The sequence below is a fragment of the Streptomyces sp. NPDC021562 genome, assembly GCF_040640875.1.
GTDB lineage: Bacteria > Actinomycetota > Actinomycetes > Streptomycetales > Streptomycetaceae > Streptomyces.
Window position 1 is genome coordinate 66,274 of the sequence record NZ_JBFACN010000032.1, and the last position, 14,938, is coordinate 81,211.

12 protein-coding genes are annotated in these 14,938 nt (G+C 71.7%); 6 read left to right on the forward strand and 6 right to left on the reverse strand.

Features of this window, described 5'->3' with window-relative positions:
• Positions 1 to 127: 127 nt before the first annotated feature.
• The 4 genes from AB0G52_RS35085 (at position 128) to AB0G52_RS35100 (ending at position 6,811) form a co-directional block, all read left to right on the forward strand.
• Positions 128 to 1,318 carry an ROK family transcriptional regulator gene (locus AB0G52_RS35085; RefSeq protein WP_361342287.1) on the forward strand — a complete coding sequence of 397 codons (1,191 nt, stop codon included), beginning with the start codon at positions 128 to 130 and terminating at the stop codon, positions 1,316 to 1,318.
• Positions 1,319 to 1,349: 31 nt separating this feature from the next.
• Positions 1,350 to 3,146: a CBM35 domain-containing protein gene (locus AB0G52_RS35090; RefSeq protein ID WP_361342290.1), complete on the forward strand. Its 1,797-nt coding sequence runs from the start codon at positions 1,350 to 1,352 to the stop codon at positions 3,144 to 3,146.
• A 96-nt stretch (positions 3,147 to 3,242) separates the two neighbouring features.
• Positions 3,243 to 5,588 carry a glycoside hydrolase N-terminal domain-containing protein gene (locus AB0G52_RS35095; RefSeq protein ID WP_361342293.1) on the forward strand — a complete coding sequence of 782 codons (2,346 nt, stop codon included), beginning with the start codon at positions 3,243 to 3,245 and terminating at the stop codon, positions 5,586 to 5,588.
• Between the two features lie 17 nt (positions 5,589 to 5,605).
• Positions 5,606 to 6,811, forward strand: a complete 1,206-nt coding sequence (locus AB0G52_RS35100) for an SGNH/GDSL hydrolase family protein (protein ID WP_361342340.1) — start codon at positions 5,606 to 5,608, stop codon at positions 6,809 to 6,811.
• A gap of 8 nt (positions 6,812 to 6,819) precedes the next feature.
• On the opposite strand, the gene AB0G52_RS35105 is transcribed toward AB0G52_RS35100, so the two are convergent.
• The 4 genes from AB0G52_RS35105 to AB0G52_RS35120 all read right to left on the reverse strand — a co-directional run bounded on the left by AB0G52_RS35105 (position 6,820) and on the right by AB0G52_RS35120 (position 11,234).
• Positions 6,820 to 7,173, reverse strand: a complete 354-nt coding sequence (locus AB0G52_RS35105; protein WP_132894002.1) for a UBP-type zinc finger domain-containing protein — start codon at positions 7,171 to 7,173, stop codon at positions 6,820 to 6,822.
• Positions 7,170 to 8,651, reverse strand: coding sequence for an ATP-binding protein (locus AB0G52_RS35110; protein ID WP_361342297.1), 1,482 nt, complete (start codon positions 8,649 to 8,651; stop codon positions 7,170 to 7,172). Before AB0G52_RS35110 ends, AB0G52_RS35105 begins: the two co-directional genes overlap by 4 nt.
• Complete coding sequence (locus AB0G52_RS35115; RefSeq protein ID WP_361342300.1) at positions 8,648 to 10,324, reverse strand: FAD-dependent oxidoreductase; 1,677 nt, start codon at positions 10,322 to 10,324, stop codon at positions 8,648 to 8,650. Before AB0G52_RS35115 ends, AB0G52_RS35110 begins: the two co-directional genes overlap by 4 nt.
• 196 nt (positions 10,325 to 10,520) lie before the next feature.
• The gene (locus AB0G52_RS35120) at positions 10,521 to 11,234 is read right to left on the reverse strand and encodes a TetR family transcriptional regulator (protein ID WP_361342303.1); all 714 of its coding nucleotides are present in this window, start codon (positions 11,232 to 11,234) and stop codon (positions 10,521 to 10,523) included.
• A 97-nt stretch (positions 11,235 to 11,331) separates the two neighbouring features.
• On the opposite strand from AB0G52_RS35120, the gene AB0G52_RS35125 reads away from it, so the two are divergent.
• Complete coding sequence (locus AB0G52_RS35125; RefSeq protein WP_132893997.1) at positions 11,332 to 11,784, forward strand: SRPBCC domain-containing protein; 453 nt, start codon at positions 11,332 to 11,334, stop codon at positions 11,782 to 11,784.
• A gap of 77 nt (positions 11,785 to 11,861) precedes the next feature.
• On the opposite strand, the gene AB0G52_RS35130 is transcribed toward AB0G52_RS35125, so the two are convergent.
• Entirely contained in the window at positions 11,862 to 12,452 is a 591-nt protein-coding gene (locus AB0G52_RS35130) for a hypothetical protein (RefSeq protein WP_361342306.1), read from the reverse strand.
• A 341-nt stretch (positions 12,453 to 12,793) separates the two neighbouring features.
• Here AB0G52_RS35130 and AB0G52_RS35135 point away from each other — a divergent pair, with 341 nt between their 5' ends.
• A complete protein-coding gene (locus AB0G52_RS35135) occupies positions 12,794 to 13,663 on the forward strand; it encodes a universal stress protein (protein WP_132893993.1) in 870 nt (289 codons plus the stop codon).
• Positions 13,664 to 13,699: 36 nt separating this feature from the next.
• Here the strand turns inward: AB0G52_RS35135 and AB0G52_RS35140 are convergent, their stop codons facing one another.
• Complete coding sequence (locus tag AB0G52_RS35140; RefSeq protein WP_361342309.1) at positions 13,700 to 14,935, reverse strand: DUF4032 domain-containing protein; 1,236 nt, start codon at positions 14,933 to 14,935, stop codon at positions 13,700 to 13,702.
• Positions 14,936 to 14,938 lie beyond the last annotated feature (3 nt).

Here is a 14,938-nt window from a genome sequence, read left to right on the forward strand (position 1 = left end):
GTGGAACGCACGCCAACGCACCTTGGCCACCCGCCATTTGAAGGCCACCGGAGCCTCACAGTCAACCTTCAGGTGATTCCTGTTTCTTTTATTGACAGCGGAAAATAACCCCCCTAGGTTCCCGGCCATGCGCTCCACCACCCGCGCCGAGACGTTCCCGGCCCACACGCCGGCCGCCGCCCAGATCTTCACCACGGTCCTCGCCCACGGCCCGCTCACCAGGCTGGAGGCGGCCCGCCGGGCCGGGCTGTCGGCGGCGGCCGTGACGAAGGCCGTCCGGCCGCTGCTGGCGGCCGGTTACCTGGCGGAGGACGCCGACGACGAGGCCCGGCCCGCCCTCGGTCGCCCCGCCAACCTGGTACGGGTCGACGGCGGACGCGCGCTGTTCATCGGCGTCAAGGTGACCGGGGACGAGGTGATCGCGGTCCTCACCGACCTGTGCTGCCGGATCCGGCTGGCCCGCCGGCTGCCCGTCACCGACCGCGCCGCCAAGGCCGTGCTGACCTCCGTCGCCGAACTGACCCACGAACTGCGCACCGAGGCAGCCGGCTTCGGCGCCCCCGTCCTCGGCCTGGGCATCGCGGTCTCCGGCGACGTGGACCGCGCCGAAGGGGTCGTGCGCTACTCGCCCTTCCTCGACTGGCGCGAGGTCCCGCTGGCCGAACTCGCCGCGATGACCACCGGGTTGCCGGTCGTCGTGGACAACGACGTACGCGCCCTGACCGTCGCCGAGCAGTGGTTCGGCGCCGGTGTCGGGCTCTCGGACTTCGCCGTGGTCACCGTCGGCGCCGGCATCGGCTGCGGTCTTGTGGTCCACGGCCGGGTGGTCGCGGGCGCCCACGGGGTGGCGGGGGAGATCGGGCACGTGGCCATCGATCCGGCCGGGCCGCTCTGTCACTGCGGCAACCGCGGCTGCGTGGAGGCGATCGCCGGGGACGCGGCGATCGTCAGCCGCATGCGGGAGGCGACGGGCCGCCGGGTCGCCGACTCCGCCGAGGCGGCGGCCCTCGCCCACGCGGGGGTACCCGGAGCCCGGGAGGTGTTCTCCACGGCGGGTGAGGCGATCGGCCGGGGCATCGCGACCGTGGCCAACCTCTTCGGTCCCGAACGCGTGATCATCTCCGGCGAGGGCCTCGCCGCCTACGACCTCTTCGCCGAGCAGATCCTCGACTCGTTCACCGCGGCCGCCTTCGGCTCCGCCGCACGGTGCGACGTACAGACCCGCCCACTCGCTTTCGAGGAGTGGGCCCGCGGGGCCGCGGCCGCCGCGATCCAGTCCTTCATCACCTCTTCTCCCACCACCCCGGGCAAGGGCTGAGCCGCCCGGTACCCCGAACCCAGGAGGACCCATGCGGTCACCTTCACGCTCCGTCCTGCCCGCACGCGGGCTGAGAACCGTCCTCGTCCTGGCGCTGACCGCGGCCCTGGCGTCCGCGGCGCCCGCCGCCGAGGCCCGAACCCCCGCCCCGATCGCCGCCAAGCCCTACATGGGCTGGTCGAGTTGGAGCATGCAGTCGTCCAAGTACCCGGGTCTCAACGACAACGGCGACTACAGCTACCTGACCGAGGCGAACGTCCTCAAGCAGACCGACGCCCTCGCGAACAAGCTGAAGAAGTACGGCTACGACCACGTCAACATCGACGCCGGCTGGTGGATGGACTGGAACTGGAAGGAGGGCTACGACCGGTACGGCCGCCAGCAGGCCGACCCGGCCCGCTTCCCCAGCGGGATGAAGGCCGTCGCCGACCACATCCACGCCAAGGGCCTCAAGGCCGGCATCTACCTCCCGGCCGGCCTGGAGAAGGGCGCGTACGGCGACGGCAAGACCCCCGTCTGGAACGCAGAGGGCTGCACCACCGCAGACATCGTCTACCCGGACCTGCGCACCACCAACGGCTGGGACAGCTCGTACAAGATCGACTTCAGTAGGCCGTGCGCGCAGAAGTACATAGACTCCCAGGCCCAGTTGATCGCCGGCTGGGGCTACGACTTCCTCAAGCTCGACGGTGTGGGCCCCGGCTCCGGCAAGAGCGGTGACCAGTACGACAACGTCGCCGACGTCGCCGCCTGGCACCGGGCGATCGCCGGCACCGGCCGCCCGATCCACCTGGAGGTCTCCTGGTCCCTGGACTACGGGCACGCCGCCGACTGGCGGAAGTACACCAACGGCTGGCGCATCGACACCGACGTCGAGTGCTACTGCAACACCCTCGTCACCTGGGAGAACTCCGTCGACGACCGCTGGGACGACACCCCGGCCTGGACCGGCGAGGCGGGCCCCGGCGGCTGGAACGACCTCGACTCCCTGGACGTCGGCAACGGCGCGATGGACGGCCTCACCAAGGCCGAACGGCAGAGCTACGCCACGCTGTGGGCCGTCGCCAAGTCGCCGCTGTTCACCGGCGACGACCTCACCAGGCTCGACGACTACGGGGTCTCGTTGCTCACCAACCGCGAGGTGATCGGCGTCGACCAGAGCGACAACCCGCCGGCCCGGCCGGTCACCCCCTCCGACCCGCAGCAGGTCTGGGCCGCGAAGAACGCCGACGGCACGTACACGGTCGCGCTGTTCAACCTCGCGGACTCGCCCTCCGCGGTCACGGCCGACTGGACGGCACTGGGCTTCAGCGGCAGGGCGTCGGTGCGGGACCTGTGGAACCACGAGAACCTGGGCAGCTTCCAGAACAAGATCACCGAGGCGTTGCCGGCGCACGGCTCGCGGCTGTTCACCGTGACGCCGAAGGGCAGTGTCCTGGCATCCACCGGATACGAGGCCGAGGCGAGCGGCAACACCCTGAGCGGCAACGCCTCGGTCGCCGGGTGCGACGCGTGCTCCGGGCAGCAGAAGGTGGGGAACCTCTACCAGGGCGGCAAGCTGACCTTCAACGACGTCGTCGTCGACAAGGCCGGCACCTACCTGGTGAAGGTCGCGTACGTCAGCGGTGACTCGCGGTCGGCCACGATCGCGGCGAACGCAGGGAGCGGGACCGCGCACAAGTTCCCCTCGACCGGGGACTGGGGGACGGTTTCGAGTGTGAGCGTCCCGGTGACCCTGAAGGCCGGTGCCAACACGATCAGCTTCGACAGCGGCTCGGGGTACGCGCCGGATGTCGATCGGATCGACGTGCCCAAGTCGCCTCGGTAGTGCGTTGTGTGGGGGAGCCGCGGGCCGGTGGGGGCCGGTCCCGCAGCTCCCCGCCCCCCAAGGGGCGCCTTCCTCACGGACGTTGATTGGAACCCCATGGACAACCACCCCAGCAGACGACAGCTCCTCGCTCTCGCCGCGGCCACCGGCGCCCTCGCCGGACTGCCCGCCTTCGCCGCCTCCGCCGCCCCGAAGCGCTCCGCCGAACCGCTCGTCACCCCCCGCCACCACCTCTGGTGGCAGGCGCCCGCCGACGCCGGGTCGATGATCACGCAGGGGCTGCCCGTCGGCAACGGGCGGCTCGGAGCCCTCGCGGGCAACGACCCCGGCCGTGAGCTGCTCCTGATCACCGACGCCACCCTGTGGACCGGCGGACTCAACGACACCCTCGACTCCGACGGCCAGTTCCCCTACGGCCGAGCCGACTTCGGCTCGCTCACCCTGCTCGCCAGGCTCACCGTCGAGATCCCGGACCACGACCTGGGCGCCGTCTCCGACTACCGCCGCGCCCTCGACCTCGACAACGGCGTGGTCTCCGCCTCGTATGTCCGCTCCGGCGTGACGTACCGGCGGCAGGTGTTCGCCAGCCGTCCCGACGACGTGATCGTGCTGCACCTCGGCCAGGACGGCGGCGGCCGCTACACCGGCACCATCACCCTGGAGGGCACCCACGGCGAGACCGGCGGCACGGCCGAGTCGTTCGCCGGGTCCTTCGCCAACGGGCTCACGTACGGCGCCGCCGTCAAGGCGTACGGCGCCGGCGGCAGCGTGCGGGTGAAGGGGGCGCACATCGTCTTCACCGACTGCCGGGAGCTGACCGTCGTACTCGGCGGCGGCACCGACTACGCGCCGAACGCCGCCGCCGGTTACCGCGACCCCTCCGTCGAACCGCGGGCGCTCGCCCGTGCCAAGGTCACGGCCGCCGCCCGGCACTCGGCCGACTCGCTGCTGCGCACCCACGCCGCCGACCACCGGGCCCTGTTCGGCCGGTTCGGCCTGTCGCTCGGCAGGTCGACCGCGCAGCAGCGGGAACTGGACACCTGGGCGCGCCTGGAGGCCCGCGCCGACACCGGCGACCCGGACCCCGAACTGGAGTCCGCCTATGCCCAGTTCGGCCGGTACCTGATGATCGCCGGATCCCGTGACAGTCTGCCGATGGGCCTCCAGGGGCTGTGGCTGGACGGCAACGACCCCGACTGGATGGGCGACTACCACACCGACATCAACCTCCAGATGAACTACTGGATGGCCGACCGGCTGGGCCTGTCCCCGTGCTTCGACGCCTTCACGGACTACTGCGTCGACCAGCTCCCGTCCTGGACGGACACCACCCGGCGGCTCTTCCAGGACCCCCGCAACCGCTACCGCAACTCCCGCGGCGAGGTCGCCGGCTGGACCGTCGCCATCTCCACCAACCCCTTCGGCGGAGGCGGCTGGTGGTGGCACCCGGCGGGCAACGCCTGGCTGTGCCAGAGCCTGTGGGAGCACTACGAGTTCACCCGGTCCCGCGCCCACCTGGAGAAGATCTACCCCCTCCTCAAGGGCGCCGCCGAGTTCTGGGAGGCACGGCTGCTCACCACCACCCTGGACGACGGGAGGGAGGTGCTGATCGCGGACAGCGACTGGTCCCCGGAACAGGGCCCGCTGGACGCCAAGGGCATCACCTACGCCCAGGAACTGGTCTGGACCCTGTTCGGGAACTTCCGCACTGCGGCCGCCGAGCTGGGGAGGGATGCTGGATACGCGGGCACCATCGGCACGCTCCGGGACCGCCTCTACCTGCCGGTGGTGAGCCCCACGACCGGCTGGCTGGAGGAGTGGATGTCCCCGGACAACCTGGGCGAGACCACCCACCGCCACCTCTCGCCGCTGATCAACCTCTTCCCCGGCGACCGGATCCGCCCCGACGGCTCCACCCCCCAGGACATCGTCAAGGGCGCCACCGCCCTGCTCACCGCGCGCGGCATGGACAGCTTCGGCTGGGCCAACGCCTGGCGCGCCCTGTGCTGGGCCCGACTCAAGGACGCCGACAAGGCCTACCGGCTCGTCGTCCGCAACCTCCGCCCGTCCGGCGACGGCAGCAACGGCACCTCACCCAACCTCTTCGACATCTACGAGGTCCAGCAGGGCCGCGGCATCTTCCAGATCGACGCCAACTTCGGCACGCCGGCCGCGATGCTGGAGATGCTGCTGTACTCCCGGCCCGGCCATCTGGAGCTGCTGCCCGCCCTGCCCGACGCCTGGGCCGCCTCCGGTTCGGTCACCGGGGCGGGCGCCCGCGGCGGCTTCACCGTCGACCTCAGCTGGCGCGACGGCGAGCCGACCGAGGTCCGCGTCCGCAGCGTCGGCGGCCGTACCACCACGGTCGCCTACCGCGGCACCGCACGCACGGTCACCCTGCGGCCCGGCCAGTCGGTCACGCTGAAGGACCTGGCGCGGTGACCGGCCGGTTCCCGCGGATGGTCCGCCTCGCCGCCGTCCTGCTGACCGCGGTCGCCTGCGGGACCGGCCCTGCCCGGGGGGCGCCCGCGGCGCCCCCCGGGCAGCCGGCCGCCGCCCGGCACTCCGTCGTCACCTGGGGCGCCGCCGCCGACCGGATGGGGGAGGGCACCGCCGACCGCGGCTACCGGCTGGTCGTGCACACCAGCGCGGCCGGCACCGGCCTGCGGGTACGGCTGTCCAACGTCTTCGGCGACCGGCCGCTGACCCTGGACAGCGTCTACGCCGGTCTGCAGCGTCAGGGCGCCGCCCTCAAGCCGGGCAGCAACAAGCGGCTCACCTTCGACGGCGCCCGCACGGTCACTGTACCGGCCGGCGCCACCGCCTGGAGCGACCCGCTGCCCGGCAGCCTGCCGGCCGGCAGCAACCTCGTCGTCAGCCTGCACAGCCCGGACGCGGCCGGACCCGCCACCGGCCACGGGATGGCCCTGCAGACCTCCTACACCGCCCAGGGCGACCACACCGCCGAGGTGGGCGCCGCCCACTGGACCGCGACCACCGGCTCCTGGTGGTACCTGGACTCGATCTCGGTACGGCCGCCGGACCCGGCCACCGGAGCCGTGGTGGCGCTCGGCGACTCCATCACCGACGGCTGGGCGTCCACCACCGACCTGAACCGCCGCTGGCCCGACTACCTCGCCCGCCGGCTCCAGAAGGCGCACACCGGGGTCAAGGGCGTCGCCGACGAGGGGATCTCCGGTAACCAGGTACTCGCGGACGGCGCCGGGCAGGCCGCCCTGCACCGGCTGGACCGCGACGTCCTGAGCCAGCCCGGGGTCCGTACCGTCTTCCTCTTCGAAGGGGTCAACGACCTCAAGGCCCACACCGGGGTCACCGCGGCCGGCCTGATCGCCGGTTACCGCGAGATCGTCCGGCGGGCGCACGCCGCCGGCACGTGCGTGGTCGCCTCCACCGTCGGCCCCTTCGAGGGCTGGCCGGAGTGGGACCAGGCCGGAGAGGCCGTCCGTCAGGAGGTCAACCGGTACATCCGCACCAGCGGGGAGTTCGACGCGGTCACCGACTTCGACCGCATCCTGCGCAGCCCCTACGACCGGGCGCGGATGCTGCCGTTCCTCGACAGCGGCGACCACATCCACCCCAACGACAAGGGAATGCAGGCCATGGCCGACGCCGTCGACCTGGCGAGCCTCGACTGCGACCGCTGACGGGACGCTCAGCCACGCAGCGTGCGGGCCCAGTCCGCCGGTACCCGGTCCGCCGGGCCCGGTACGGACTGGTCCGCGGGGTGGCTCACCGGCGGCGCCAGTTCCGGCCCCGACTCGTACAGTTCGTTCGTCTCGAAGTTCCAGAACCAGTCCTCGCCCGGTTCGTAGCTGCGGATCAAGGGGTGTCCGGTCTCATGGAAGTGCGCGGTCGCGTGCTTCGACGGGGAGTCGTCGCAGCAGCCGATGTGCCCGCACCGCGCGCACCGCCGCAGGTGGAACCACCAGCCGCCCGCCTTGTCGCACTCCACACACCCGGCACCGCTCGGCGGCACCTCCGGGTCGATCGCGGTGTCGCCGCTCATACGGTCTCCTCGGTTGAATCGGGTGCCTCGGCAGCCGCGGGTGTTTCGGCGGTCAGCGGGAGCAGTACCTGGAAGCGGGTGTCCCCGGGCACCGACTCCACCCGCATGCTGCCGTGGTGCTTGTTCACGACGATCCGCCAGGAGATGTCCAGGCCGAGTCCGGTGCCCTGGCCCACCGGCTTCGTCGTGAAGAACGGATCGAAGATCCGGTCCTTGATCTCCGGTGCGATACCGCTCCCGGTGTCCGCGAACTCCACCAGCACCTGCTCGTGGTCCCGCGCGGTCCGCACGGTCAGCGTGCCGTGCCCGGCGCCGTCGCCGTCCTGCATCGCACAGACGGCGTTGTCGATGAGGTTGGTCCACACCTGGTTGAGTTCGGCCGGGTAGGCGGGGACGGGCGGGAGCGTCTGGTCGTACTCCTTGACCACCCGGATGTCCTGCCCGATCTTCCCGGACAGCATCATCAGGGTGCTGTCGAGGAGTTCGTGGACGTCCACCTCCCGGAACGGTGCCCGGTCCAGCTGGCTGTACTGCTTGGCCGCGTCGACGAGATGCGAGATGCGGGACGTGGAGTCGTCGATCTCGTTCATCAACAGCTCGGTCTCGATGGTGTAGTTGAGCCAGCCCACCGCGTTGGGGAGGATCTCGTCGTCGACGGCGGCGGCCACCTGCTCCAGCCAGTCGACGTCGAGCCCCGCCTGCACGAAGGTCGGCGCGAGCTGCCAGCCGTTGTCCATGCCGTGGTCGTCGAGCCAGTCGGAGAGCACGTCCTCGCGGTCCGAGGCCTCCAGCGGACTGAGCGCCGGAGCCTTGGCGACCCGTTCTGCGGTGCGTTCCTGGAGCTCGATCAGACCGGCCAACTGCTCCCGGGAGAACGGGCCTTCGGCGATCACCGCCAGCTTGTGCCGCATCTTCGCCACCCGCTCGCGCAGCGTGGACGTGGCCCGCACGGCCGCCGCGGCCGGGTTGTTGAGCTCGTGCGTGAGCCCCGCCGACAACGAGCCGAGCGCCAGCAGCCGTTCCCGCTGCCCGATCGCTGCCTGGGTGCTCTTCGACCCCCAGAACAGCCCTTCCAGCAGGTGGACGGCCATCGGGAACCAGTCCTGCATGATGTCCGAGAACGTGTCCGCGGGCAGCACGAAGAACCGCGTCGGCTCGGTCACCCGCATCGAGTTGTTGTACACCTGCCGCACCCGGTCCCCGAGGTACGCCTGCATGGCCCCCGCGTACACCCCGGTCTGCGAGGTCCGGGTGACCTCGACGTCGTCACCCGCGACCCGCCGGGAGAGCACCACCGTGCCCTCGAGCATCACGTAGAAGCAGGTCGCCGGTTCGCCCTCGGTGTAGACGGGACCCGGCTGGAACAGCTCCACCCGGCCGGCCGCGCACAGCCGCCCCAGCTGTTCCGGCTCCAGCTTCTCGAACAGGAACAGCGCCCCGATCTCCTTCGGGCTGCACGGCATCACCTGCCCGCTCATGACTGCTCCAGGTACCGGTGGACGAGCATCACGGCCATGGCTCCCTCTCCGACGGCGGACGCGACACGCTTGGCGGACTCGGCGCGTGCGTCGCCCGCCACGAACACGCCGGGAATGCTGGTCTCCAGGTGGTACGGCGGCCGGGCCAGCTCCCAGCCGGCGGGCGGCGTCCCGTCGACGGTCAGGTCCGGTCCGGCGAGGATGAACCCGCGCCCGTCACGCAGCACCGTGTCACCGAGCCAGTCGGTCAGCGGCGCCGCCCCGATGAACACGAACATCCACTGGGCGTCGACCTGTTCGCACTCGCCGGTGTGCACCTGACGCAAGGTCAGCCGCTCCAGCCGTTCGGCGCCGTGCGCGGCGTCGACCACCGTGTGGCTGCGGACCGAGATGTTCGGCGCTTCCTCGATCTGCTGGATCAGGTAGTAGGACATCGAGGCGGACAGGTCGGCGCCGCGCACCAGCAGCGTCACCGACTTGGCGAACCTGGACAGGTACATCGCGGCCTGCCCCGCCGAGTTGGCCCCGCCGACGATGTAGACGTCCTGCCCCTGGCAGGAGGCGGCCTCGGTGAGCGCGGAGCCGTAGAACACCCCGCAACCGGTCAGGTCGACGCAGCCCGCCGCCTCCAGCTGCCGGTACTGCACACCCGTCGCCAGGATCACACTGTGCGCCGCGATCGCCGACCCGTCCGAGAACCGCACCACCCGCGCGGCCCCGTTGACCTCCAGCGCGGTGACCTCGCGCGCGGTCAGCACCTCCGCGCCGAACTTGGCGGCCTGCCGCCGGGCCCGGTCGGTGAGCTGGGCGCCCGACACCCCGTCCGGGAAGCCGAGGTAGTTCTCGATCCGGGAGCTCTGCCCGGCCTGCCCGCCGGTCGCCGCGCGCTCCACGAGCACCGTCCGCAGCCCCTCCGACGCCCCGTAGACCGCCGCGCCCAGCCCGGCCGGCCCACCGCCGATCACCACCAGGTCGTAGAAGTCCGCCGTGGGCGTGGTCGCCAGACCCACCTTCGCGGCCAGCTCGGGTGCCTCCGGCTCGATCAGGGGTGTGCCGTCCGGTGTGATCACCAGCGGCAGCCGCTGCCCGTCGGCCTCGGCGGCCGCCAGCAGCCGCTGCCCCTCCGGCTCCTCGACCGAGTACCAGCGGTACGGCACCTGGTTGCGGGCCAGGAACTCCCGCACGTCCGAGGACCGCGCCGACCAGCGGTGCCCGACGACCTTGGTGGCCGGCACCGGCCTGTAGTCGCTGGCCCGCCAGGCGTCCAGGAGGTCGTCGAGGACGGGGTAGAGCTTCTCCTCCGGCGGGTCCCAGGGCTTGAGCAGGTAGTGGTCCAGATCCACCACGTTGATCGCGTCGATCGCCGCGTTGGTGTCCGCGTACGCGGTCAGCAGCACCCGCCGCGCGCCCGGGTACACGTCCAGGGCCTGCTCCAGGAACTCGATGCCGTTCATCTGGGGCATCCGGTAGTCGGCCAGGATCACCGCCACCAGGTCGCCGCGCAGCTTCAGCTCCCGCAACGCCTCCAGCGCCGAGTCCCCGGACTCCGCGCGCACGATCCGGTACGACGCGCCGTAGCGGCGCCGCAGATCCCGGGCGACGGCGCGGGAGACCCCCGGATCGTCGTCCACCGTCATGATGACGGTCCGTGCCGCGTCGGCAGCCTGTGCCATACGTCTCCCACCCCGAGCCGTTGGTTCCACGGGCGGCGCCCGCTCCGGGAGGAGCGCGGTGACCGCACCGGTTCCCGCCCATCGTATGTTCGATCGGCGGCCCGCGCTCTTGTACTTCCGTGCACAACGGGCGTCCGTCCGTGCGGAACACTGCTCACGCACCCGTGGAACCGACGAGGGCGGTCGGCCGACCGTGTCACTTGCCGGGCCGGGCGGGGGCGAACGAGGTCAGTCCCGTGTCGAGGAGCCGGGCCGCGCGGTGGACGTCGGCGCTCACGAGGTCGTGCAACTGCTCGGGGGTTCGGACGTGGTTCAGGTGCCTGCGGAGCGCCTGGAACTGGATGGGCCACAGGGCGAGCAGGGCGGTGGCGGCGATCTGTGCTTCAGGGTCGTCCGGGCTCGTCCCGTTGCGCCGGGCCAGGACCTCGGCGGCTACGGCGACCTGCTGATCAGCCATGTCGCGCTGGTAGGCCCGCAGGGAGGGGGTGGACCCGATCAGCATGCCGAAGCGCTGCAGCACGTTCTTCGCCTGGGCCAGGTCCTCCTGTTCGGCCAGCCAGGACGTGATGGCCGCCAGCTCGCCGGACAGGATCTCCAGCACGGCCTCGACCGGTGACAGCTCCGGATCGGCGAGCGTGGTCCGCAGGGAGCCCAACGTGGCCTCGCCCAGGTCCAGGACGAGGGACTCCTTGGTGGGGAAGTGGTTGAAGACGGTCTTCTCCGACACCCCGCAGGCTTCGGCGACCTCGGAGACGCGCACGGCGTCGAAGCCCCGCTCCATGAACATCTCGGTGGCCGTGTCCGACAGCTGCCGCCGCAACAGCCGCTTCTTGCGCTCCCGCAGTCCCTCAGCGGCGGGTTCCGCGTCGCGACGGCGCAAGGCCGTCCAGTCCACCGTGCGCATGCTCATGGGCGCAGCGTAGTCCAGCCGCCGCATAAGTTCTGTTGCTGGAAATTTTCATTCACTGTAATTTGTGCCGCACCTGACGCCCACCGAGGAGCCCGCCATGAGTGCCATCCACATCGTCCGCGACTACCCGCACCCGCCGTGGAAGGTCTGGCGCGCCGTGACCGATCCGGAGCTGATCCCGCTGTGGACGGCCACCGGCGCCGGCGCCCGCCCGGAGGGCTTCACGGCCACGGCCGGCACCACGTTCAAGTTCGTCGCGAAGCCGAAGCCGGGATGGAGCGGCGTGGTGCTGTGCGAGGTGCTGGAGGCACGGGAGCCCTCGCTGCTGCGCTACTCCTGGCAGGACGAGGGCGGTGGCGAGGTGACGGAGGTCGCCTACCGACTCGCACCGCACGGCGGCGGGACCCGTTTCACCTACCACCACACCGGCTTCACCGGGACCGGAGGATTCTTCATGGCCAAATTCCTCGGCGCCGTCCGCACCAAGATGCTCACCAAGGGCCTGCCCGCCGTGCTGGACGGCCTCGACGACGGCACCCTCCATCCGTAGCGCGGTACCGGTCACGCGTCGGGGCAGGTGCCGGACCGCGACAGGGGCATGCGGCCCGGCACCTGCGCGCCGGGATGCTAGAAGTGCCGCAGGCGCAGCAGGAACTGGCAGCCGCCGGATCGGCCGTCGGTGTCGATCTTTGCCGTGACCGGAGTGCCGGCGAAGGCCGAGCGGTACTGGCCCGCGGGCAGAGCGTCCGGGCACTGGCCCGCGTCGCCGTCCGGGTAGAACTGGACGTCGAGGACGATTCTGCCGGTCACGGTGAAGGTGAGGTTGCACCAGCCCGGCCGGCTGTCGGTGTCGACCCTGACGGCCTGCCCGAACACCGGGATCGGCAGGATCGGCACCGCGTAGGTGCCCTGGTAGTTTCCGCACTGACCCGCGTCACCGCCGCTGCTGGGCTGGAGCGAGTAGCTGATGGAGGAGCCGGCGAGGGCGCCGTCCGGGTCGTAGACGCCGAAGGCCAGCTGGCAGCCGCCGGAACGGTTGTCGGTGTCGAAGCGGATGGCCTGCGTCCAGTCCGGCGAGGCAGCCCACTGCTCCCCGGTCGTCCCGCCGCACTGGCCCGCGTCGCCGTCGGCGTTGAACTGGACGCCGAGCTGCGGAGCGGCGCCGAGCGGGGCCGCCTCCGACGCGTACGCCGCAGTGCCGGACAGTCCGACGGTCATCAAGGCGCCCGCGGCCAAGGCGCAGGCCAGCGTTCTCAGACGTCCGGCCACTCGTAATCCATGCATGTGAGAGGTTCCTCCAAGGATTCGTGGGCACGACGGGGATTCGTGGGCACGACGGCTGGGCCGCCGCGCCGCTGCCGTGTGCCGACCAACCGGGCCCGCCCGGCTGGTCCAGACCGAAGTATGGGCGCCGACACCCCGGGCAGTATCGCCGTGAACACGCCAACCTCGGAGTCCGTACAACGGCGGTCCGCGCTCTTGTACTTCCGTGCACAACGGGCATCCGTCCGTGCGGAACACTGATCACGCACACGTGGAACCGACGAGGAGGCCGGTGCATGACACGCCCGATCACGGCAGGGGTCGACGGTACGGAGGAGAGTCTCGCGGCTCTGGACTGGGCCGCCCGGGAGGCGGTCCGGCGGGGGCTGCCGCTGCGGGTGGTGCACGCCTGGCGGTACGAGGAGCACGAGGCGCTCGGCGGTGACCGGGACGCCCAGCGCGGATGGGTGTCCGAGGGCGTGGGCGAGTCGGTGCGGGCCGTCACCGGACGGTATCCGGACCTCACGGTGAGCGTCGACGTCGTGGAGGGCGCCCCGGTGGAGGTGCTCGTGGCCGCGGCCGCCGCGGCCGAGCTGCTGGCGCTGGGCTCGCGCGGGCACGGGCCGGTCGTCGGGTTCCTGCTGGGGTCCGTCGGCCAGCAGGTGATCGCCGAGGCGGCCCGTCCGGTCGTCCTGGTCCGCGCCGGGGACCGGCCCACCGCGGAGGCCGCCGGCCGGGAGGTGGTCGTGGGTCAGCAGGGCGGGCCCGAGGACAGCGCGGCGGTGCTGGAGTTCGCCTTCGGGACGGCGGCGGCCCGCGGGGCGGCGGTCCGGGTGGTCCGGGCCTGGACCCTGCCGCCCGTCTTCGCCTACAGCCCGGGTTCGATGAAGCTGCTGGACGAGGCCGGGGGCCTGGAACCGTACGAGCTGAAGGCGCTGGCCGAGGCCGTGCGGCCGCTGCGGGAGCGGTACCCGGCGGTGCCGGTCGCCGAGCACGTGGAGATGGGCAGCGCCGGCCAGGTGCTGCTGTCGGTGGCCGGACGTGCCCAGCTGATGGTCGTGGGCCGGCGCGCCCACCGGACGGCGGTCGGCGCCCGCATCGGCTCGGTCGCGCACGGGGTGCTGCACCACGCCGACTGCCCGGTGGCCGTCGTGCCGCACGACTGACCTGCCCGGCCGCTCACCCGGGGCCCGCTCGTGGGTTCACTCCGGGGTGACCGGCTCCAGCGTCTCCCGGGCCTTGGGCAGCACGTTCTGGATGTAGTCCTCGACCGCGACGTCCAGGCCTATGTCGTGCTGGGCCCGCTCGGACAGGTACCAGCGGTGCTCCAGCAGCTCGTGGTAGATCTCGGCGGGGTCCATGGAGCCGCGCAGCTCCAGCGGCACGGCCCGCACGGTGGGGCGGAAGACGTCCCGCACCCACCGGTGGGCCAGGACCTCGGGGCGGGCGGCGAGGGGGTCGCCCGGGGCGTAGTCGTCCTGGGTGGCCATCCAGCTCTCCAGGTCGTTCAGCAGCCGCCGCGCCTGGTTCTCCTCGGCGTCCAGCCCGGTGAGCCGCAGCAGCTGGCGCTGGTGGTGGCCCGCGTCGACGACCTTCGGCACGAAGGTGACGCTGTCGCCGTTGGAGGAGTGCTCGATCTGCATCTCGGCGACGTCGAACCCGAGTTCGTTGAGCCGCCTGATCCGGCGCTCGATGTACTGGTACTTGCCCGCCGGATACACCGAGGTCCGGGTCAGCTCCCCCCACAGGTCGCCGTACCGGGTGCAGATCTCGAACCCGAACTCGATCGGGTCCAGCGACGGGTGCAGCGCCCCCGACGCCTCCAGGTCGAGCAGCTCCCCGCTGATGTTGACCCGGGCGAGGTCGAGGTCGTACTCCCGCTGTCCGTTGCTCAGCTGCGGGTGCAGGTCGCCGGTCTCGGCGTCCACCAGGTACGCCGCGTACGCGCCCGCGTCGCGCCGGAACAGGGTGTTGGACAGCGAGCAGTCGCCCCAGGCGAAGCCGGCCAGGTGCAGTCGTACGAGCAGGACCGCCAGGGCGTCCATGAGCCGGTGCATGGTGGCCGGCCGCATGGTCGTCTCGAACATCGAGCGGTACGGCATCGAGCCGCCCAGGTGCCGGGTGACCAGCACCGACTCCAGCGGTTCGCCGTCCGGGGCGGTGCGGCCGGTGATCACCGCGAGCGGGTCGACCGCCGGGATGGCGAGCCGGTCCAGGTCGCGCAGCAGCTCGTACTCGCGCAGCGCCGGGCGCTCCGCGAGCTCCTTCACCGCGATCACCTCGGTGCCCGCGCGGGCGTAGCGCACCACGTGCCGGGAGATGCCGCGGGGGAGCGGCACGAGGTACTCCTCGGGCCACTCCTCCAGCGGGACGTCCCAGGGGAGTTCCAGCAGGAGTGCCGGGTGCTCCGGATTGGTCGCGCTGATCTGCAGTGCCATGTC